Source organism: Pedobacter sp. 05T44, assembly GCF_056395985.1.
In genome coordinates this window covers 33097-54274 of the sequence record NZ_JBFTKO010000006.1, presented here as the reverse complement: position 1 = coordinate 54274, position 21178 = coordinate 33097, and the positions used below count along the sequence as shown (strand labels likewise).

The following is a 21178-nucleotide window of genomic DNA, read 5'->3' as shown; positions in this document are numbered from 1 at the left end:
ATAAAAGTCTAATCTATAACTTTTAGGTCATACTTAGATTTTAACATAGATCTTCTTTTTGTCCATTATATACCCAACCAGCCAGCAAACCATCATAAAGCTCAGCGCAAAAACCAGCGTCCCAAACGCTCCTGGAAATAAAGCTTGATAAAAAACGTTGTTGATCCAGTTGTAAAAGCTCAGCCCCGGTTTTACCCATATTAACTGAAAAACGACCAGCAAGAGTTCCGACAAAAGATAAATAGCCAGAGAGTTCCTCCCAAATACCAGAAAAAAATTATTCCCAAAGTTGATCTTCTTTATCTCTATAAAGTAAATAAGAACCCYTATGATCACCAGATCCAACCCCACTGTGAGCAACACAAATGAGCTGGTCCAAAGCTTTTTTGCTATTGGAAAAAATTGTCCCCAAAACAATGAAAGAAAAATAAGTAAGGCACCAACAAGCAGTAGCTTAACCACAGACTCATAATTTCTTCCTTTTTCCTGAATATAGGCTCCTGCCAAATATCCACCGATCACATTAACAATACCTGTTAACGTGCTAAGCAGCCCCTCAGGGTCAAATGCAATCGGCCCTCCTTTATCATGATATAAATGAGCGTCACCCAAAATAAAAATATCCAAACGAGTACCCGCATTACCGAGCATGGTATATTCCTGACCTTGTTCTCCAAACAGCAATAAAAATACCCAGTAACCTAAAAGCAGGGCTATTGAAATGATCAGGGCAGATTTTTTTGAGCAATAATGAACAATTAGCGCCCCAAACAAATAACAAAGTGCGATACGCTGTAATACTCCCATTATTCTGGTATTACTAATCTCGTTAAACACCCAGTTACCATCGTCTCTATGCATAAATGGGAACCAGTACATTAAATAACCCAGTAAAAAKATGATAGCAGATCTTTTAAATATCTTCATCAAAAAACTGCTATCACTTTCAAATTTCTTTTTTGAAAAGCTCAATGCATTACCAACTGCAAAAAGAAATGATGGAAAAACCAGATCAGTTGGCGTAAAGCCAAACCATGCGGCATGATCTAAAGGAGCCCACTGTGGGGCTCCTGAACCTGGAGAATTTACAATGATCATAAAACAAATGGTCATTCCTCTAAAAATATCCAGGGTGGCAAATCTTTCTTGCATAAATGAGTTTAGTAATTCGGATTTTGTTTTAACACACCGTTACTTTTATCTATCTCAACCTGAGGAATTGGATAATAATAATGCTTAGGTCGCACAAAAGTCACTGTTTTGCCCTGATCTACCGGAGCTTTTGATTTTGCCAGATTATATATTGCCGCTATATCAACTAAGTTCTTTTTATCCCATCTCATCAAATCCTGATGTCTTTCGCCTTCTCCTGCCAATTCAACACGTCTTTCATGAATCAATTCTTTCATTCCTGCATTTACAACAGGGGGTAATAATACTGATGCCCTGCGTCTTACCTGGTTAATCAATGCATCACCAGCTCCAGCGCCCTGAGTACGGATCTTTGCTTCGGCAACTAAAAGATAAATATCAGACGACCGCATTAACGGAACTGCATAATTATGGTCTACACCATTTCCTTCCGAAGAACCGGCCGGAAAAAACACCGCGTATTTACGAAAGCTAAATCCGGTTGATGACAAATCTGATGTAAACTCAGTATCACCTTTGCCATCCCCTAAATCTATCTTATCTCCTACGCTTAATAATGTAGCAGATTTACGTGGGTCGTTTAATTCAAATTCATCTGCGAGTCCTTTTAATGGCTGACTAAATCCGTATCCTCCCCAGGCTCTTGGAATATAATAAACTGTATAATCATTAGACATCACATTCTGTAATCCTTGTACAGACATCAGGAGCTCAGTACTGTTTTTATTAGCCCTCGTAAAGTTCTCTGCATAAGTAGCTGCCAATGCATATTTACTATTGTTTATTAATTTTTCACCGGTTGTAATTGCTTCCGGCAACTTTTCCCAATACATATACAATTTAGTTAACAACCCTAGAGCCGTTCCCTTACTCACCCTTCCAAAATCCGCAGCGCCATAGTTTTCCGGTAAAAGGTCTACAGCTTTCAAAAGATCTGCTTCAATTTGTTTACGAACCTCCTCAATTGAAGATTTAGGTATGTTGAAGTTACTCTTAGCGTAATCTTCCTCGTTAACAATAGGTACGTCGCCATAGATTACCATTAATCTCCAATAGCCAAACGCCCTGAAGAAATAAGCTTCTCCCATGCTACGGTCTTTTATAGCAGGAGTAATATCAGTGATTTTTGGGATGTTGATAATCGCATTTGTTGAGCGGTTCACCGTCTCATATTTATAGGTCCAGCTAAAATTTATCTGTGCATTTGATGCATTGTAAGTCAAATTCTCTATTGCTTCATCCTCAGCATGATCTCCTGAACGCCAGTAATCATCTGATGCTACATCAAATGTAGTTTCAGCATGAGAAATGTAATCTTCTTGGGCTAATAAGTTATAAATACCAGAAATTGTATTTACAGCATCGGTTTCATTTCTGAAATAGTTATCTGTATTGTAAACCCCTTTCTGAGTGAGGTCCAGATTTTTCTTACATGCAGTGGAAAAAGCCACTACAAATAGACATGTATATATGATATATTTTGTTTTCATGGTGATTAGATTTTAAGGGTTAAACCAAATGTGAACGAGCGTACAGATGGATATTGAGCAACATCAACGCCTCTTTGTCTATTGCCATTTGTATATCCCAGTTCAGGAGTATAACCCGAATAATTGGTAATCATGAATAAATTCTGACCAGTCACATATAGCCTTAAGCTATTAAAAGTGGCCTTTTTTACAATAAAATCAGGCAGTGTATAGCCTATTGTTAAATTCTTTAAGCTAACATAGTTACCATTTTCAACAAACAGATCTGAAGTACGATAGTTCTCATTTGCACGATCAAGTGACATCCTTGGTATTGAATTACTCGTTCCCGGCCCTGTCCATCTATTTAATGTTTCTGCATAAAGATTAAAAGAATAGGTTGGATCAGTGCCTTGCATCCTGTCTGCATTATACAAGCTCACTCCAAATACGCCTGTTACGTTTGCCGACAAGTCGAATCCTTTGTAAGACAGCGTGGTTTGAAAGCCCAAAGTTGCTTTTGGATTAGGGTTTCCCAGATAGGTTCTATCTGCTCCATCAATCATACCATCTCCGTTAATGTCAACAAAACGAACATCTCCTGGCTTTATAGCACCTTTTCTTGAATCATTCTTCAAATAAGGATCATTGTCAACCTCAGCCTGAGTTTGGTACAGTCCTGCTGTTTTCCACCCATAAAAAGAAGCTATAGACTGGCCTTCATAGGTTCTTGAAATTTCCTGACTAGAACGGCCATACACTGTAGAAGGAATAAAGGCATTTAAGCCATAAAGCTTAGTTACTTCATTTTTGATGAATGAGCCGTTAAGCCCAAAAGAGTATTTAAAGGTATCACCCGATTGGTAGTTCACCTCTGCCTCTATACCACGATTATTCATGTTACCAATATTAATGTCAGGAGCAGTTACTCTTCCTGCTGTTCCTATCAATAAGGCAGGCACAAGCATTTTATTGGTGTTTTTATCAAAATAGGTAATTGTAGTGCTTAACTTATTGTTTAAAAAGCCTGCCTCCAAACTCACATTGGTCATGGCTGCACGCTCCCAGGTGATATCCGGATTTGCAGTTATTGTTACTGCCGAACCATTAACACCAAAACCTCCAAAAGTATAGCCATTTGTACCATAAGTATTCCCCACAACTATCGAACTCGCGTACTGGAAACCACGTATATTCTGGTTACCCAGCTCTCCCCATCCTCCGGTGATCTTTAAATTGCTTATCCAGCTCACATCTTTCATGAATTTCTCATTAGATACTCTCCACCCTAAAGAGAATGCAGGGAAGTAACCCCAACGGTTTCCGGCAGCAAATTTTGATGAACCATCTGCTCTAAAAGTCAGGGTTGCTAAAAATCTGCCATCGTAATCATAAAATCCTCTTGCAAAAACTGATTCCAGGCCCGACGGATCATCATAACTACCATCGGCAGTTAAAAAGGCATTTCCTTTTCTTAAAGTCCTTTGGTCTTTAGAAGTATCGTCATACCCCACTCTGCCAGCAGAGAAATAGCTTCCTCTAAAACTTTGCGAAGAATATCCACCAGTGAAAGTGATATGACTTTTGCTGATTACTTTATCGTAAGTAAGAACAAGATCTAACAAGTGTGAATAATTCTCCGCTTCTGCCTGCGTTAATGTTGAACTTGTTGTTTCTCTTGTTTGGATTCTGTCTTCTATGTTAAAAGAATAACTGCGGCCAATTGTACCATCGAAACCATAGTTAGCGCGGAATTTTAAATCTTTATAAATAGGCACCTCTGCAAACACATTGGCAATAGCCCTGTATTTACGGTTATAAGCATCAGCCTGTTGAATGGTTGAATAAGGGTTATTGATATCACCTAACTGGTTGGCAAAAGCTTTTGAGGTTCCATATGTTCCATCATCATTCATTGTTGGAATTGCAGGATTAAACCTTAACGCAGAAAAGAGAAGGCCTGTCTGAGAATCATTATTATTAAAACCATTGGTTTCCCCATAAGTTACCTGCAAGTTTTGCCCTAATTTTAACCAGGGTTTAATCTTATGCTCCGAATTGATGCGGGTACTAAAGCGTTTAAAGTAAGACTTGTCGATAATCCCTTTTTCATCATAAAAAGAAGTAGAAAAATAATAGGTAGAAACCTCATTACCTCCCTGCAGATTAAGATCGATATTATTTACTTTTCCGCTTCCCAGGATGGCCTTCTGCCAGTCTGTGCGCTGGGTCGAGTAATACGCATCATTCCATGGTGCTTCAATAGCAGCCCCATCGTTAGTAAATCTTTCCCTTTTAAGTGCATAAAGATCAGGAGCCGTAAGCAAGTCGATGTACTTGGTAGATTTAGAAACACCTGTATATGCATTGATGGAAGTAGCTAATTTCTGACTGTAACTACCTCTTTTAGTTGTTACCAAAACTACTCCATTCGCAGCTCTTGTACCATAAATAGCGCTTGACGATGCATCCTTTAATATCTCTATTGAAGCGATATCGTTAGGGTTAACATCACTTAAGGCGTCAGGATTACCTGAAGGCACTCCATCAATTACTACCAAAGGATTAGCATCATTTATAGTACCGGTACCACGGATACGGATACTTGGCGCAGCACCTGGAGTTCCATCATTACGAACTATATTAACACCCGTTGCTCTGCCTTCCAATGCCTGGGCAACTGTACTTACAGGTAAATTCTGAATATCGCTACCTTTAATACTGGCTATTGATCCTGTAACATCTATTTTTTTAGAGGTACCATAACCTACAACTACAATCTCATCCAAATTGGAATTCGTTTCAACCATAGTAATGGTCAGGTTAGTTTGTCCGGCTATATTAACAATCTGTTTTTCATAGCCAACATAACTAAACTCTAAAACCCCGTTTTCAGGAGCATTAATTACAAACTCGCCGTTAACATTAGTTGTAGCCCCAATATTGGTTCCTTGCAATTTAACACTAACCCCTATAAGTGTCTCTCCTTTTGAATCAACAACTTTACCTTTTATGGCAATTTGGGCTTCTGGCGCACCAATGATTACCACATGATCATCAGCTATTTTATATGGCAATTTACTGCCCATTAATGCATCCATAATGGCGTGGATACCCGCATCTTTTACCTGCAAATCTACTTTACCCAGCTTCTTTAAGCTGGCATAATTGTAAAAAAAGCGGTAGTTACTTTGTTTTTGAATCTTTGTGAGAATGTTGCTTACTTCCGTCTGCTTTAAATCAAGTGAGAACTTTTCCTGAGAGTAAACATTCGCCGAAACCTGTAAACAGGTGAACATAATTAGTAATAATGCTCCTTTCATTAGCAAAATTATTTTAAAAGGTGGTTGCATATAAAGCCACGCAAAAGCTTTTGTAATCTTTTTCATTACATTTGTTTTTGAAAATTAAGGAATAGAGTAAGTCCATTACAACGCTTACTCTTGTGAATTAAATCCGGATTTTTAAGGGGAAGAACTGCAATTCTTCCCTTATTTATTTGTGGATTTTCAGGAATCGGTTAGATAAAATTTCTTCATTTTTTTAGTTTAATTTGGTTTTTATTATTGGTTAATTATTTGCTTAAGGTGCAGAGAGGTGAACTACTCCTTTATCCCTTCTGAACTTAAATGGAGTAGTCATTTTTATTAAGGAGAGTGCTTGTTCCAAAGATTCTTCTTCAAACACCCCACTAATTTCTTCTTTTTTCAAGGTTTCATTATCAAATACCATTTTCACATCAAATCGTCTCTCAATCTGTTTACCTACTTCTTCAAAACTTTCATTTGTAAAAATCATTTTATTGCTCAACCAGGCAATCTCTTTAACGTCCTGTGTATTGGCTTCAGATAGTCTCTCTAGCTGATACTCCAGTACGGCTGCTTTTTTATCAGCATTTCTGCCCTGCTCCAGGTCATTTGCAACAGTGAGCTTTTCATTAGGCAGCATCACAATCTTCTTTTCTGGCTTATCATTTAATTCAACCAGGATTTTTCCGCTAAGCAATGTAGTTTCAACCTTTTTATCTGTTGCATATGCCTTAACATTAAATACAGTTCCCAATACCTTTACAATGAACTTGTCGGTATGAACCAGAAAAGGCCTTTTAGGATTTTTTTCGACTTGAAAAAAACCTTCACCCTTCAGGCTCACTTCTCTGCTTGTAGCAGAAAACACTTCCGGATAAGTAAATGTACTCCCTGCATTCAATTTAACTTTTGTGCCATCAGACAATTTCAAGTCTCTGGTTTTTCCAAAAGGAACATAGATCCGGTGCATTTCTGAACCTGCAAACTGATCCGGAACAGCTGGTTTTCTTCCATAGAAAAAAAACACAGTTAAAACGCCCACAACCAACGCTGCGGCTATCCACTTCCAATATATTAATGAACTTATCTTAGCCTCTTTAACAGGTGTAATCGTGTTTTCCTCTGTTCTGATTTTATCCCAAAGCCCATCAATTTTTTGATTAATATCTTTTTGTTTTACTAAAGTGTCTGGTTGCTTTTCCTCTGTGGTCAATGCATCTGTAAAAGCCTGCATTTTTCTATATTCCGGAAAATGAATAAAAAACTCCTCCAGCTCAGCTAATTCTTCTGGTGTTGAAGACTTAGATATGCTTTTGGCCATTAATTCAATAAACCTGGATTTTATCATATATATAAATAGTGTCTAAGGTAAAGACACGCGAGGGTATCGATATTCCTAAAAGAAATAAAAATATTTTTGAAATTCTTGTAAATGGCTTTTACCATCCTTAAGCMATCATCTCCACGCAAGTCTTTATCTCAACCTAAACCGTGCGCAATCTCAATCCTACTTACTATGAATTGCCGAATCGAGCTTTTTAAGTGCAATGGATAGCTGTGCAAATACAGTCTTATCAGAAAGCCCAAGAATACTCGCTACTTCTTTACAAGACAAATCATCTTCCTTTACCATTTTAAAGATCAGTTTGCATCGGGCAGGTAAGTCGTTAATAGCCTTCAGCATATTATCTGACAACTCTTTACTGATCAGAATCTGGGATGGATCAACCGACAAATGAAAATAATACGCTTCAGTTACCTTTATTTCATTATTCTTTTTAGAGGTAATGCTACGCAAATGATTTAAGCATGCATTCTTTATCGATGTATAAAGGTAGACCTGCATATTGTTGATGCGCAAGTTTTCCTTACGCTCAATCCAGAGCCTTACCAACACATCATTTACAATTTCTTCTGCAATCTCACGCTCTCCCACAAATGATTGTGCGAACCGGAAAAACTTATTTGCATATCCCTCGTAAAGCTCATTAAATGCAGATTCGTCCTCATTTTCCCGAATGCGAATGACCAGCTCCTGCATACCCCCAATATTTAAAAATAATTTTTAGTAATATTAGAAATAATGATTCATTATATATTTATAACTGTAGTTATTTTTCTTTTAAATAACTTAAGCTAACCATTAACAGAAAGGATTTTATTTAATCAACATTTGTGAAAAGGTTGTACTATCACCTTTAAAAACATTAAAATCTACTGCGTGATTAATACCTGAGATTCTTGCCTTATCAGAGTGTTGCCAAAAGAACCATTTGGTAGCTTCATTAACTTTAAGCTTTGGTTGATGATAATGGGCAATCCACAAAGGATAATTATCAAAGTATCCTTTCAAATAGTCATTATAGAACGACAGCCCGGTATAAATAATCGGTTTTACCTGCTCTCTTTTCTCTATATAAGAAACAAACTCTTTCAGTTGCGCTCGCATATTTGCAGGCGAAGTACCATTTAATTGTTCTATATCTACAACAGGAGGAAGATCCCCAGCCTCGAATTTTACAGTTTGAAGGAAGAACTTAGCTTGCCAGCTCCCCGATTTCTGAGGTCTGAAAAAATGATATGCTCCACACACAATACCTACTTTGGCAGCCTCCCGCCAGTTTCGTTGGAAATAAGGATCAACACTAAGCATCCCCTCTGTTGCCTTTATAAATGCAAAATGCACGCGCACATCATCTTCTTCCATCGCCTTAACCCTTTTCCAATCTATCTTACCCTGATAATAGGAAACATCTATACCATGTATATTGTAATCCTTTGGTATCCGGATATTAAAGCTGCGATAGGTACGATATGCAGGATCCTCACCCAAATCCTTTAGCCATCTCCATGTTGAAGTAAATCCCTTAATAATGTATGCGTAATAAAAAGGAGATAAAAGAACCAGCAACACCGCAACAAGCATGAACTTAACTTGCAATGACCAGGGCTTTTTCTTTGTTTGCTTTTTTCGGGGAACGGCCTTTTTACGTGGTACGGTAGTTTTTCGCGGAATAGAAGTCTTTTGCGAAACGGGTGTTTTTCTTTGTGCTGGCGGCATGATGCGACAAAAATACAAAAGTATTTAAAGGCTCAACATTAAATTATCTCTAATATAATAACATGATGAGTTCTATGTTATGCTCAAATAAAAACACCAATGTTCCTGATCGACATGCGGATTTTATTTCTAAATCCGAGGAGAGAAGGAATATTGGTGTTTTTATTAAATAACCAAACCGAAGTAAAAAGCCAGTTACCCTTTGCTCAATTCCGCAAAATATTTATGAAACAAAGGCAACGTCTCAATTCCTTTGTAGTAATTATAAATATCATACTTTTCATTTGGCGAGTGCAGCGCATCGCTATCCAAACCAAAGCCAAAAAGCACAGATTTGATACCTAAAGCACTTTCAAACAAAGCGACAATAGGAATACTACCACCACCACGTGTAGGAATAGGTTTTTTACCAAAAGAATCAACAATGGCTTGCTCTGCAGCGCGGTATGCTATACTATCCGTAGGTGTTACTACCGGCTCACCACCATGATGTGCAGTAACTTTTACTTTAACGTAGTCTGGCGCAATACTCTCAAAATGCTTGGTAAAGATCTCTGCAATTTCATCTGAACTTTGGTGAGGCACCAAACGCATAGAAATTTTAGCATTCGCTTTTGAAGGAAGTACAGTTTTAGCACCCTCTCCTATATAACCACCCCAAATTCCATTCACTTCTAAAGTAGGCCTGGTTCCGGTGCGTTCAAGTGTCGAATAGCCTTTCTCACCCCATTCAGCAGCAATTTCAAGATCCTCTTTATACTCTTTCAAATCAAATGGCGCCGCATTTAAAGCAGTTTTCTCTGCATCCGTAAGTTCAATTACTTTATCATAAAAAGCAGGTATAGTGATGTGATTGTTTTCATCATGTAAGGAAGCAATCATTTTACATAATATGGTAATTGGGTTTGCTACCGCACCACCATATACACCAGAGTGCAAATCGCGGTTCGGACCAACAACTTCAACTTCCATATAAGCTAAACCACGCAAGCCTGTTTCAATTGAAGGATTCTCCATACTGATCATTGAAGTATCAGAAATCAATACCACATCAGCTTTCAAACGCTCTTTATTCGCATTTACAAAGATGCCAAGATTTGCAGAACCTACTTCTTCCTCACCCTCAATCATAAATTTCACATTACATGCCAGCGTGTTGGTTTTCATCATCAACTCAAAAGCCTTTACATGCATGTAAAACTGGCCTTTATCATCGCAGGCACCACGGGCATAAATCTTTCCATCGCGCACGGTAGGCTCAAAGGGAGGCGTTTTCCATAATTCCAATGGATCTGCAGGTTGCACATCATAATGACCGTAAATTAATACTGTAGGAAGACTTTCGTCAACAATTTTCTCTCCGTAAACAATTGGATAGCCAGCAGTTTCACAGATCTCTACTTTATCGGCACCTGCGTCTTTAAGTTTTTGGGCAACATAATCAGCAGTTTTCAGCACATCTCCCTTATATTTTGGGTCGGCACTAACCGATGGGAAGCGTAACAATTCAAACAACTCATCTAAAAAGCGTTGCTTATTTTCTTCAACATATTTTTTGATTTCTTGCATAACAAATTAGTTTTTACGAATTTATTTTAAGTTAGTTTAAAGGCACCTTTATGTTAGGATTTTTTACAATTTTCTACAGAAAAAAGTCCTTAGTTAGTGGTAGCAAAACTAATTAAATTATACCAGTTGGTAGTATTTGCAGACGCTAATTTATACTTGGTTGAAATACTTTTTTAGAATGATATTAAAAAGAAAAGGGATAAACATTTCTGCTTACCCCCTTAAATTAACGCTCTCACGATAAAGGTAACTATCCTGTTACACATTCGCAACTATTATTTCAAATTTATTTAGTTTAAAATACTTGATTGTTTTACATGATAGCTATTGTTCACAAGAAAAATAATTCCCTAACTTCGTTCAGTACATCATCAAAAAAGCAGGAATGACGGAATTCACTAATGAAACCATAGATACAGATTCATTACCCAAATATGAAGAAGTACATCTAAACCCACTAAACAGCAAGTACTGGAATGTAATGCTCATCAATATCTTTATATTCTTATTAGTCTTAGCTGCTGGTTTGGTTACACTACTAATACTTAATGCCAATGCAAGAGCCTACTTATATACATTAATTGGCATTTATATCGTGTTCGCAGTCCTGTTATTCATTTTATACAAAGCCAGCTTTAAAAAACGCGGATTTGCTGTTCGAGAAAAGGACATTTTATACACCAGCGGAATTATCGCCTTATCAACCACTATAGTTCCTTTTTCCAGAATACAACATATTGCTTTAGACGAAGGCTTATTTTCAAGAATATACGGCTTAGGCGAATTAAGAATTTTTACTGCCGGAGGCAGTTCGGGTAGCTTACATATTCCCGGAATTGAAATCGACAATGCAAAAAGCATTAAAGAATTGCTCATGAAGCAAATAAATGAGGCTGATTAAAGATGTCTGAAGAACCTAATATAACATACGATTTTTCAGCGCCCCGAAAACAATCAGCATCAGGCATTATTATCATGTTTGCCAATAGTTTTCAAAAGGTAGTTAGAGCTTTGGCACTTCCTCTTATCCTGATTATAGTTAAGTCAAAAGATTCGGGCAACCTGGCATTGATACTCATTGCGTTTTTATGCTTGTTAACAATAGTTCTGGCACTATTTGCTTATTTCAGCTACCAAAAGTTCACTTTTTTTCTGGATGAGAAGCGGCAAGAATTCATTATCAATAGTGGCATTTTCAGCAAAACCTCCCTCACTATTCAACTCAATAAAATACAGCAGGTAAATATAAATCAGAACCTGTTACAGCAGGTTGTTGGGGTCTATAGCCTGGAAATTGATACCGCCGGAAGCGAAAAGAAAGAAGCAAGCATTAAAGCTATAGATCATGCTACAGCGACTATTCTTAAGCAAAAGCTATTGAGTCGTGACCTTTCAGAAAGCGAAACCGTTAATACTCAAGCAGACAATCAGGTTGTAGAGTCAGCTCCTCCTCTCCTTAAACTAAGCACCAATACCCTACTTAAAATAGGCATAACCACTAACTATGGAGCCAGTTTGTTATTATTAACAGGTTTTATTTTTGGAGCTTTCCAATTATTTAAAGACTATACAGATGCGCTGGAAATAGAAAGGGAACAATTTACTAAGATGCTCAGCAAAGGTATCACTCTTTTCTCTTTGTGTTTTGTGGTGGCATTTGCTTTAATTATGATCCTGGCAACAAACATCGTCAGAACATTTGTAAAGTATTTCAACTTTAAAATCATTAAGCAAAAAGGAGCACTCGCAGTCAGTTCCGGCTTATTTACGCGCAAAAATGTATTGCTAACTCCTAATAAAGTTCAATTAAGTGCATACAGTCAGAATTATTTCCAGAAAAAATTCGATCTGCTGAACATGAAAATTAAGCAGGCTTCATTTGATTCTGCTGATAAGGAAGACAGTAAAAAATCGGATATAGAAATACCCGGTTGCAGCGAAACAGAGCGTAATGAAGTTTTAAAGATGATTCTCAGCAGGGCACCAACAAAAGGTGCAGAACTAAAACCAAACTACCGTTTCATCTTTCTGCAAACCATGATCTGGATTGTATTTCCAATATCAGTATTTGCATTGTTAAGCAGCTATGCCCTCCCCCTTCTAAGAAACTATTTATTTATGGCTTTACCTTATATAATAGTGGTTGGCACAATGCTGTATTTCGAATTTAAGCGCCACAGATTATATGTTGATGAGCATTTCATCATTAAAAAAAGTGGCATATGGGACGTAGAACACGAGATCATTGAGCCACATAAAATCCAGGCAATAACTGCCAAACAATATTTTTGGCATAAAGGTGCAGATGTGGGGCATTTAATCATCCATACTGCAGCCGGTGTAATACACTTCAAATATGGGAACTACAGCTACATTAAAAGTTTGGTAAACTATTGGACGTATAAGATTGAGGTTTCCAAAAAAGATTGGATGTAATTAACCACAACACATTGGTAAATGCTTAAATTTTACTCGTTTTAGTAAAAAAATAATAAAAATTTTTCTTTGTTTCCAGCCAACTGACTGCATTTTTGAGCCTTTTTAGCAGGGGGGTCCGGGACCCCCTGGGACTGCCATAATATTTTTTTTATGTTTTACTTTGAATCTGAAATGATTTGGATTGTTATAAGCGTTGTACTGACGCCTGATTTGGTCTGGTTCAACTAGCTTAAATAAACGACTTTCAGACGACTATTTAACGACTTTAAAACGACTCTGAACGACCTTTATCATTTAAAACGCTTTTTAGAGTGATATAAAAATCGATAGAAAAACGGAGATGTATTAAAGTACAATAAGATAATTAAATAAATGTTTCACTATTAAAATTAAAACAATGGCAAAAATTAAGAAAGGAATCTTAGACGCAGTATCTGGTAAGATAGGCCCAGTAATCGGAGGAATATGGAAAGGCATTCCCTATTTACGTCAGGTTCCAAAGAAAAAAAACAAGAAATCAAATACGCCTGCTCAAATAGAAAGCAGGCAAAAACTAAGGTTCATGAATGAACTGCTGGTACCTTTCCATCCCTATGTGTCAATAGGTTTTATGCATCACCAGAGCAAAGAACAGAGATTAGTGCAGCTTTTTCTGAAAATTATCATAAAGTTGTTGTAGGCACACACCCCAATTACACAGTAGTTTACCATGAATTTGTGATCAGTAAAGGCAATTTACCTATGATTGAAGAAGTAGCTATGGAACTGCAAGCTCCTAATGTTTTAAAACTGAGCTGGTTAGACAATGGGATTAAAAATACATCTTTTGATGATCAGGTTATGCTGGTGATTTATTGTCCTGAACTACATGTAACAGATGGTTTTTCTGGTGGCATAAAACGTCGTGATAAGCAGTGTACTTTTAAATTTAATCCAAAAATGGCCGGCAAAAGGCTTGAAGTTTATGTAAGCATCAGCTCATTAAACAGGAAAAAAATAGGAAACAGCCGATACCTGGGAAGTATTTAGCATATTTTCAAGGCGGTTGTCTTAAAGCAGTCGACTTAAAGCAGTCGTTTTAAGGCGGTCGCTCTAAGGCGATCGTCATCTCGACGATAGGAGAGATCTCTTGACAACGAAGTAGCTGCGTAGCAAGTAGCATAAGCAAGAGATCTCTCCTATCGTCGAGATGACGAAGCAACAAAACATACCTCAACTCTTCAATATTTGGTAACTTCGTAGTCATGTCTAATCTATATATTATAGCAGGATGTAATGGTGCAGGTAAAACCACTGCTAGTTACACTATATTACCAGAAATACTGAACTGCAAAGAGTTCGTTAATGCTGATAACATAGCAGCAGGAATTTCACCCTTTAATCCGGAAGGTGTTGCTTTTGAAGCAGGTAGAATAATGTTAAGCCGAATCCAGGAATTAATGAATGAAGGTGCTGATTTTGCGTTTGAAACCACATTATCAACAAGAAGTTACGTTACAATGGTTAAGAAAGCACAAGAAAAGGGCTATGAAGTAAGTTTGCTTTATTTTTGGTTAAGCTCCCCTCAGATGGCAATACAACGGGTAGCAAAACGCGTAAGTAATGGAGGACATGATATACCCGAAGATGTAATTAAACGAAGATATTACCGGGGAATTAAAAACCTATTAAAATTGTATATGCCAATTTGTAATAATTGGTTTGTAATTGACAATATGGATTTAGCTWCCGAAATTATTGCTCAAGGTTCAAGTAAATTGGGAGCAGAAATAAAAAATAACGATATTTGGCAAACCATTATAACTCAAAGCAATGATAATTAAGGATAATAAGACAGATCTTAATGAATTAGCCGCCAACATAATTAATGGTGTTAACAAGGCGCTTCGTAAACTTGCTGAATCTTCAGCGGCCAACAACGAAAACTTGATAGTTGGCGATAAAGATGGAAATGTTAAATCTGTTCCCGCCAAGGAGCTGTTGAAAACACTGTCTAAGTAAAATTCGAATTGGAAACAGTACCAGATACTTTTTGAAACAACTCCTAAAAAATGTAGCTTTGTAACCTAAAAAGATTATATCTTAAGTATTATACCCTAAAAGCAGAAACAGGAACGGATTTTGGATTATTTAGCAGGTTTAAACCCCCAACAACGCGCAGCAGTAGAAAACACACAAGGCCCGGCAATGATAGTTGCAGGTGCTGGTTCCGGTAAAACACGTGTAATTACATATAGAGTAGCCCACCTGATTCAAAAGGGTGTGGATCCTTTTAATATCCTTGTACTTACCTTTACCAATAAGGCGTCTAAAGACATGCGCGATAGGATTATGAAAGTAGTTGGCCCAGAAGCAAAAAACATCTGGATGGGTACTTTTCACTCCGTATTTTCCAAGATATTAAGGGTTGAAGCTGAAAAAATCGGGTATCCATCTAACTTTACAATATACGATACGGACGACAGTAAAAGTCTGATCAGATCTATATTAAAAGAGATGCAGCTTGACGATAAATTGTATAATGCCAACTTTGTTTACAATAGAATCTCATCTGCTAAAAACAACCTGGTTTCTTATTCAGAGTATCTTCAAAGCGCTGAAATTCAGGCTGAAGATGTTAGCAATAAACGCCCTTTAATGGGTTCTATTTATGAAACATATACCAAACGGTGTTTTAAAGCCGGAGCAATGGATTTTGATGATTTACTTTTCAAAACCAATGTTTTGCTTAAGAACCATCCGGATGTATTAAATAAATACCAGCAGAAATTTAAATACCTGATGGTTGATGAGTACCAGGATACTAACTTTTCGCAATACACAATTGTAAAAAAACTGGCTGCTGCATACCAAAATATATGTGTTGTAGGTGATGATGCCCAAAGTATCTATGCCTTTAGGGGTGCAAACATTCAGAATATATTAAACTTTGAACGTGATTATCCTGAGTTGCAGGTATATAAATTAGAGCAGAACTATCGCTCTACACAAAACATTGTTGAAGTTGCCAACAGTATCATCGCAAATAACAAAAACCAGCTGGAGAAGAATGTATTTTCTGACAATGAGGCCGGCGATAGAATTAAAGTTCAGCGCGCATTTACAGATAACGAAGAAGGTAAACTGGTTGCCGAAGCTATTGTTCAGGATCGCAGTTCAAAAGGACTTAAATTTAACGATTTTGCCATTCTATATAGAACAAATGCCCAATCAAGGGCTATGGAGGAGGCTTTAAGGAAACTCAATGTTCCTTATAAAATATACGGAGGTCTCTCCTTCTATCAACGTAAAGAGATAAAGGATTTAATTGCCTATTTCCGTTTAACCTTTAATCCCAGTGATGAAGAGGCTATAAAAAGAGTAATCAATTACCCTCGTCGCGGACTTGGTGATACTACGGTTGAGAAGATCATAGTTGCCGCCGATAAGCATGACATCACCATGTGGCAGGTAATATGCAGTCCGCAACAGTATATAGAAGGAAGAATAGCAAACCAATTAAATGATTTTGCCATGCTGATACAAAGCTTTGCTGCAGAATCTAAAAAATTGGATGCTTACGAAACCGCACTCTATATTGCACAGCACTCCGGCATATTAAAAGAATTACATACTGACGATAGTATTGAAGGACGCAGCAGATACGAAAACATTCAGGAGTTACTAAATGGTATCAAAGAATTTGCTGAGCGTGAGGATATTGAAGACAGAAGTCTCGCTATTTTTATGCAGGATATCGCATTGTTAACCAATGATGATAGACAGGATGAAAAAGATAAAGAGACTGTTTCGTTAATGACTATACACTCTGCAAAAGGATTGGAGTTTAAAAACGTATTTGTAGTAGGATTAGAAGAAAACCTGTTCCCTTCGCAAATGAGTTTAAACTCACGTACCGACCTGGAGGAAGAACGACGATTATTTTATGTTGCCATAACAAGGGCAGAGAAAAAGCTGACTTTAACATATGCTACTTCCAGATATCGCTGGGGAACGTTAACCAATTGCGAACCAAGTAGGTTCATAAATGAAATTAATGCCCGCTATTTAGAAATTGAGGTGGTAAAACCAGCTAAAAGCAGTTTAGGACAAGACAGTTTTGATGGCGAACGCAGAAGCTGGACACAACAAAGGGATAGCTTTAGCAAACCAAAACCTGCAATGTCTAGCTCTGGTTMGGGTACAGCTACAGGAACCAGCTCCCCTGCTCCTCGTCCAAAAACTACTTCATTGCTTCCAAAGGCACACGTACCTACTCCTGGTTTCGCTCCTGATGCCGCCAATCTATTCCAAAATGGCATGGATGTAGAGCATGAAAAGTTCGGTTTCGGTAAAATAGTTGCCTTAGAAGGTACATTACCTGATGTAAAAGCTACTGTATTTTTTCAGGGACTAGGTAATAAGCAGTTATTATTAAAATTTGCTAAATTGCGAATTGTTAAATAAGATATATATTTGCTAAATCTGTATTAACTTAGACAGAGAATCGTAAGGCTTATAAATAATCTACAAAGAGAATTATATAAAAATTGAAATTTAGCCGTTATTCCTGAACAGCTACTTCATAGAAATAAATTAAATGAATTTCGACTATAATACCACTAGAAACGAATTAATTCTGGCCGAATATGGCCGTAATGTACAAAACATGGTTAAGTACATTATTGAATTACCCGATCGTGAAGAACGCAATAAATATGCACAGGCAGTAATCGACTTAATGGGATTCTTAAATCCTCATTTGCGCGATGTTGCCGATTTTAAACATAAACTTTGGGACCATTTACACATCATATCCGGTTATCAGATAGATGTGGATAGTCCTTATCCTAAGCCTACTCCTGAAGCAGCCTTAATAAAACCTGACCATATTGGATATCCTCAGCAAAAAATCAAATACAAGCATTACGGCAAAACAGTTGAAGTAATGATTGAAAAAGCTAAAGCTGTTGATGAACCAGAACGCAGAGCTGCAATGGTACAAGGCATAGCAAACTTCATGAAAATGGCTTATGTTACGTGGAATAAAGATAGCGTAGCTGATGAAACAATCTTCAAAAATTTACGTGAACTATCTGGTGGTCAGCTTGAACTGGATGACAATGTTAATCTAAACAAAGTTGAATTTAAGCCCGTTGTAAGCAGACCTGCAAATAACAACAACCGCGGTAGAAATAACAATAAAGGCAGACAAAATAATAACAACCGTCAGCAACGTAACAATAACCCTAAGCAGAGACATTAATTCTTACCAATTTTAATATTTAGATCCTTAACAGTAGTATGAACGCATTTGAAATAATTGGTGGAAAGAAGTTAAAGGGTGAAATTCATCCTCAGGGAGCAAAGAATGAGGCCTTACAGATCATTGCTGCTGTTTTATTAACAGATCAGAAAATTACCATCAGTAATATTCCAGATATCAAAGATGTAAACAAGCTTATTGAATTGCTGGGCGATATGGGGGTAACCGTAGAGCGCTTATCTAAAGACACTTACACCTTTGAAGCTAAAAACATTGACCTTAAATTCTTCTTATCTGATGCCTTTAAAGCTAAAGGCGGTGGTTTAAGGGGTTCAATCATGATAGTCGGTCCACTTTTAGGTCGTTTTGGTACCGCTGCAATTCCTAAGCCGGGAGGCGATAAAATAGGCAGAAGAAGATTAGATACTCACTTTTTAGGCTTTGAAAAATTAGGGGCTAAGTTTGTGTACGACTCTAAAAAAGAGTTTTTTAATGTAGATGCTACAAATCTTAAAGGCGCATATATATTATTAGATGAGGCTTCTGTAACAGGAACGGCCAATATTGTTATGGCGGCTGTACTTGCCAAAGGTACTACTACCATATATAATGCAGCATGTGAACCTTACCTGCAACAGCTTTGTAAAATGCTGAACCGCATGGGTGCCAAAATCACCGGAGTTGGTTCCAACCTGCTTACTATTGAAGGAGTTGAAAAACTAGGCGGCACTGAACACAGAATGCTTCCTGATATGATTGAAATTGGTTCATTCATAGGTTTAGCCGCAATGACCGAGTCTGAAATCACCATTAAAAATGTATGCTATTCAGAACTTGGTGTAATTCCTGATGTATTCAGAAAGCTGGGTATCAAATTTGAATTGCGAGGTGACGACATCTATATTCCTTCTCAAAAACATTATGTAATTGAGTCATTTATAGATGGTTCAATGCTTACTATTGCCGATTCTCCATGGCCGGGCTTTACTCCGGATCTTTTAAGCATTGTGTTGGTTATTGCTACACAAGCAAGAGGAAACGTGCTTATTCACCAGAAAATGTTCGAAAGCAGATTGTTTTTTGTTGATAAATTGATTGATATGGGTGCGCAGATCATTCTTTGCGACCCGCATAGAGCAGCAGTTAACGGCATTGACAAGAAATATAAACTTAGGGGTATCAGCATGACTTCTCCTGATATACGTGCCGGGGTTTCTTTATTAATTGCGGCCCTATCTGCCGAAGGAAAATCTACAATCTTTAATATTGAGCAGATCGAGCGTGGTTATCAAGACATTGACATTCGTTTACGTGCATTAGGTGCACAAATTAAGCGCATTGAGGCTTCTGCTCCATCACATTAAAAACATTATGACGATAAATAAAAAAGCCCCAATTGGGGCTTTTTTACTGTATAGTGGTTTTTGTCTCGGTTGCTTATTTAAGCAGAAATAGCATTAATAATATCGTACTGCGTGATAATTTCGATCTTACCTCCCTCAGTCTCAACCAGTACCGCACTGTTTTCTATGTTTATTAACGCAGAAATTCTGTCAATTGATGTGTTKAGGTCAACAAAAGGAAACCCGGATGACATAATCTCCTGAACCTTAGCCGATTTAAGTGAAGGATTTTCCATTAAAGCCTTTAAAATATCTCCTTCGGCCAGCTTACCAACAACCATTTCTTTTTGGGTAACCGGAATCTGCGAGATATTTAGCATATGCATAGTATTAATTGCTTCAAGAATAGTCTTTTCACAATCAATAGTTACAATTTCTGTTTTGTCTTTTTTATCGATAATAGTAGCAGCAGTAAGCTTTTCGTCTTTTAAAAAGCCACGCTCCCTTAACCAATCCTCGTTATACATTTTACCCATATATCTGCTGCCATGGTCATGAAATATGATCACCACAACATCCTCAGGCTTCAGTTTATCTTTTAATTGCAGCAGTCCGGCAACGGCAGAACCTGCTGAATTACCAACAAAAATCCCCTCTTTGCGTGCTATATCACGGGTCATCAAAGCCGCATCTTTATCTGTTACCTTTTCAAAAAGGTCAATGATATCAAAATCTACGTTTTTAGGAAGAAAGTCTTCTCCAATACCCTCAGTTATGTAAGGATAGACCTCATTTTTATCAAATATCCCGGTCTCTTTATATTTCTTAAAAACCGATCCGTAAGTATCAATTCCCCAAACCTTAATATTAGGGTTCTGTTCTTTAAGGTATTTACCAGTACCAGAAATTGTGCCTCCTGTACCAACACCAACTACAAGATGAGTTATCTTTCCTTCAGTTTGTGCCCATATTTCGGGACCAGTTTGCTCATAATGGGCCTGCGAGTTAGATAAATTATCATACTGATTGGGCTTCCATGAGTTTGGAACCTCACGCTCTAAACGCGTAGATACTGAATAATAAGACCTTGGATCTTCAGGTTCAACGTTAGTTGGACATACGATTACCTCAGCACCAAACGCACGCAAAGCATCTACCTTTTCTTTTGATTGCTTGTCGGTAGTAGTAAAAATACACTTGTAACCTTTTATAATGGCCGCCATAGCTAATCCCATACCGGTATTTCCGGATGTTCCCTCTATGATGGTGCCACCAGGTTTCAGTTTACCACTTTTTTCAGCGTCTTCTATCATCTTAACCGCCATACGATCTTTTATTGAGTTACCAGGGTTGGTTGTCTCAATTTTAGCCAATATCGTAGCCGGAATATCCTTTGTAATGTTATTCAATTTTACCAATGGTGTATTACCAATGGTTTCTAAAATATTGTTGTACCACATGACACAAAAATACAGATTGAAGATTGGAATTTTATTTATAAATGAATATTCGTAATTTAATATTGAAATAATACAAAATATAGAATATTATTTTAATCTAGTACTCCAATAGACTTACAAACAATGCAATAT

15 protein-coding genes and 1 pseudogene are annotated in these 21178 nt (G+C 37.3%); 8 read left to right on the top strand and 8 right to left on the bottom strand.

Features of this window, described 5'->3' with window-relative positions:
• Nucleotides 1–33: 33 nt before the first annotated feature.
• The 7 genes from AC1DDK_RS11565 to AC1DDK_RS11535 all read right to left on the bottom strand — a co-directional run bounded on the left by AC1DDK_RS11565 (nucleotide 34) and on the right by AC1DDK_RS11535 (nucleotide 10559).
• Nucleotides 34–1152, bottom strand: a complete 1119-nt coding sequence (locus AC1DDK_RS11565) for an acyltransferase family protein (RefSeq protein ID WP_477633913.1) — start codon at nucleotides 1150–1152, stop codon at nucleotides 34–36.
• Between the two features lie 8 nt (nucleotides 1153–1160).
• Nucleotides 1161–2642: a RagB/SusD family nutrient uptake outer membrane protein gene (locus AC1DDK_RS11560; RefSeq protein WP_288878751.1), complete on the bottom strand. Its 1482-nt coding sequence runs from the start codon at nucleotides 2640–2642 to the stop codon at nucleotides 1161–1163.
• A 5-nt stretch (nucleotides 2643–2647) separates the two neighbouring features.
• Complete coding sequence (locus tag AC1DDK_RS11555; protein ID WP_337716499.1) at nucleotides 2648–6010, bottom strand: SusC/RagA family TonB-linked outer membrane protein; 3363 nt, start codon at nucleotides 6008–6010, stop codon at nucleotides 2648–2650.
• 193 nt (nucleotides 6011–6203) lie between these two features.
• Nucleotides 6204–7277, bottom strand: a complete 1074-nt coding sequence (locus AC1DDK_RS11550; RefSeq protein WP_337716497.1) for a FecR family protein — start codon at nucleotides 7275–7277, stop codon at nucleotides 6204–6206.
• 159 nt (nucleotides 7278–7436) lie between these two features.
• A complete protein-coding gene (locus AC1DDK_RS11545; RefSeq protein ID WP_172659632.1) occupies nucleotides 7437–7970 on the bottom strand; it encodes an RNA polymerase sigma-70 factor in 534 nt (177 codons plus the stop codon).
• 117 nt (nucleotides 7971–8087) lie between these two features.
• Nucleotides 8088–8990, bottom strand: a complete 903-nt coding sequence (locus AC1DDK_RS11540) for a glycoside hydrolase family 25 protein (RefSeq protein ID WP_172659631.1) — start codon at nucleotides 8988–8990, stop codon at nucleotides 8088–8090.
• A 195-nt stretch (nucleotides 8991–9185) separates the two neighbouring features.
• Entirely contained in the window at nucleotides 9186–10559 is a 1374-nt protein-coding gene (locus AC1DDK_RS11535) for a dipeptidase (RefSeq protein WP_288884360.1), read from the bottom strand.
• 385 nt (nucleotides 10560–10944) lie between these two features.
• Between AC1DDK_RS11535 and AC1DDK_RS11530 the strand changes: the two genes are divergently transcribed.
• The 8 genes and pseudogenes from AC1DDK_RS11530 to murA all read left to right on the top strand — a co-directional run bounded on the left by AC1DDK_RS11530 (nucleotide 10945) and on the right by murA (nucleotide 19607).
• Nucleotides 10945–11460, top strand: a complete 516-nt coding sequence (locus AC1DDK_RS11530; protein ID WP_288884361.1) for a PH domain-containing protein — start codon at nucleotides 10945–10947, stop codon at nucleotides 11458–11460.
• 2 nt (nucleotides 11461–11462) lie between these two features.
• On the top strand, nucleotides 11463–12995 hold the full coding sequence (locus tag AC1DDK_RS11525; RefSeq protein ID WP_288884362.1) for a PH domain-containing protein: 1533 nt from the start codon (nucleotides 11463–11465) through the stop codon (nucleotides 12993–12995).
• 400 nt (nucleotides 12996–13395) lie between these two features.
• Nucleotides 13396–14027 (top strand): annotated as a pseudogene (locus AC1DDK_RS11520) (DUF6266 family protein).
• Between the two features lie 215 nt (nucleotides 14028–14242).
• Complete coding sequence (locus tag AC1DDK_RS11515) at nucleotides 14243–14821, top strand: ATPase (protein WP_477633912.1); 579 nt, start codon at nucleotides 14243–14245, stop codon at nucleotides 14819–14821.
• On the top strand, nucleotides 14811–14999 hold the full coding sequence (locus AC1DDK_RS11510; protein WP_288883974.1) for a hypothetical protein: 189 nt from the start codon (nucleotides 14811–14813) through the stop codon (nucleotides 14997–14999). Before AC1DDK_RS11515 ends, AC1DDK_RS11510 begins: the two co-directional genes overlap by 11 nt.
• Before the next feature lie 120 nt (nucleotides 15000–15119).
• Complete coding sequence (locus tag AC1DDK_RS11505; RefSeq protein WP_477633911.1) at nucleotides 15120–17444, top strand: ATP-dependent helicase; 2325 nt, start codon at nucleotides 15120–15122, stop codon at nucleotides 17442–17444.
• Between the two features lie 133 nt (nucleotides 17445–17577).
• A complete protein-coding gene (locus AC1DDK_RS11500; RefSeq protein ID WP_172659624.1) occupies nucleotides 17578–18243 on the top strand; it encodes a DUF4290 domain-containing protein in 666 nt (221 codons plus the stop codon).
• Between the two features lie 38 nt (nucleotides 18244–18281).
• A complete protein-coding gene (gene murA / locus AC1DDK_RS11495; RefSeq protein ID WP_172659623.1) occupies nucleotides 18282–19607 on the top strand; it encodes a UDP-N-acetylglucosamine 1-carboxyvinyltransferase in 1326 nt (441 codons plus the stop codon).
• A gap of 77 nt (nucleotides 19608–19684) precedes the next feature.
• On the opposite strand, the gene AC1DDK_RS11490 is transcribed toward murA, so the two are convergent.
• Nucleotides 19685–21046: a pyridoxal-phosphate dependent enzyme gene (locus tag AC1DDK_RS11490; RefSeq protein WP_172659622.1), complete on the bottom strand. Its 1362-nt coding sequence runs from the start codon at nucleotides 21044–21046 to the stop codon at nucleotides 19685–19687.
• Nucleotides 21047–21178 lie beyond the last annotated feature (132 nt).

Bases quoted from the DNA above. Each gene is read 5' to 3' on its own strand.
- AC1DDK_RS11500 (WP_172659624.1), top strand. From the start codon at position 17,578: ATGAATTTCGACTATAATACCACTAGAAACGAATTAATTCTGGCCGAA.
- AC1DDK_RS11560 (WP_288878751.1), bottom strand. From the start codon at position 2,642: ATGAAAACAAAATATATCATATATACATGTCTATTTGTAGTGGCTTTT.
- AC1DDK_RS11540 (WP_172659631.1), bottom strand. From the start codon at position 8,990: ATGCCGCCAGCACAAAGAAAAACACCCGTTTCGCAAAAGACTTCTATT.
- AC1DDK_RS11550 (WP_337716497.1), bottom strand. From the start codon at position 7,277: ATGATAAAATCCAGGTTTATTGAATTAATGGCCAAAAGCATATCTAAG.
- AC1DDK_RS11510 (WP_288883974.1), top strand. From the start codon at position 14,811: ATGATAATTAAGGATAATAAGACAGATCTTAATGAATTAGCCGCCAAC.
- AC1DDK_RS11545 (WP_172659632.1), bottom strand. From the start codon at position 7,970: ATGCAGGAGCTGGTCATTCGCATTCGGGAAAATGAGGACGAATCTGCA.
- AC1DDK_RS11525 (WP_288884362.1), top strand. From the start codon at position 11,463: ATGTCTGAAGAACCTAATATAACATACGATTTTTCAGCGCCCCGAAAA.
- AC1DDK_RS11530 (WP_288884361.1), top strand. From the start codon at position 10,945: ATGACGGAATTCACTAATGAAACCATAGATACAGATTCATTACCCAAA.
- murA (WP_172659623.1), top strand. From the start codon at position 18,282: ATGAACGCATTTGAAATAATTGGTGGAAAGAAGTTAAAGGGTGAAATT.
- AC1DDK_RS11555 (WP_337716499.1), bottom strand. From the start codon at position 6,010: ATGAAAAAGATTACAAAAGCTTTTGCGTGGCTTTATATGCAACCACCT.
- AC1DDK_RS11535 (WP_288884360.1), bottom strand. From the start codon at position 10,559: ATGCAAGAAATCAAAAAATATGTTGAAGAAAATAAGCAACGCTTTTTA.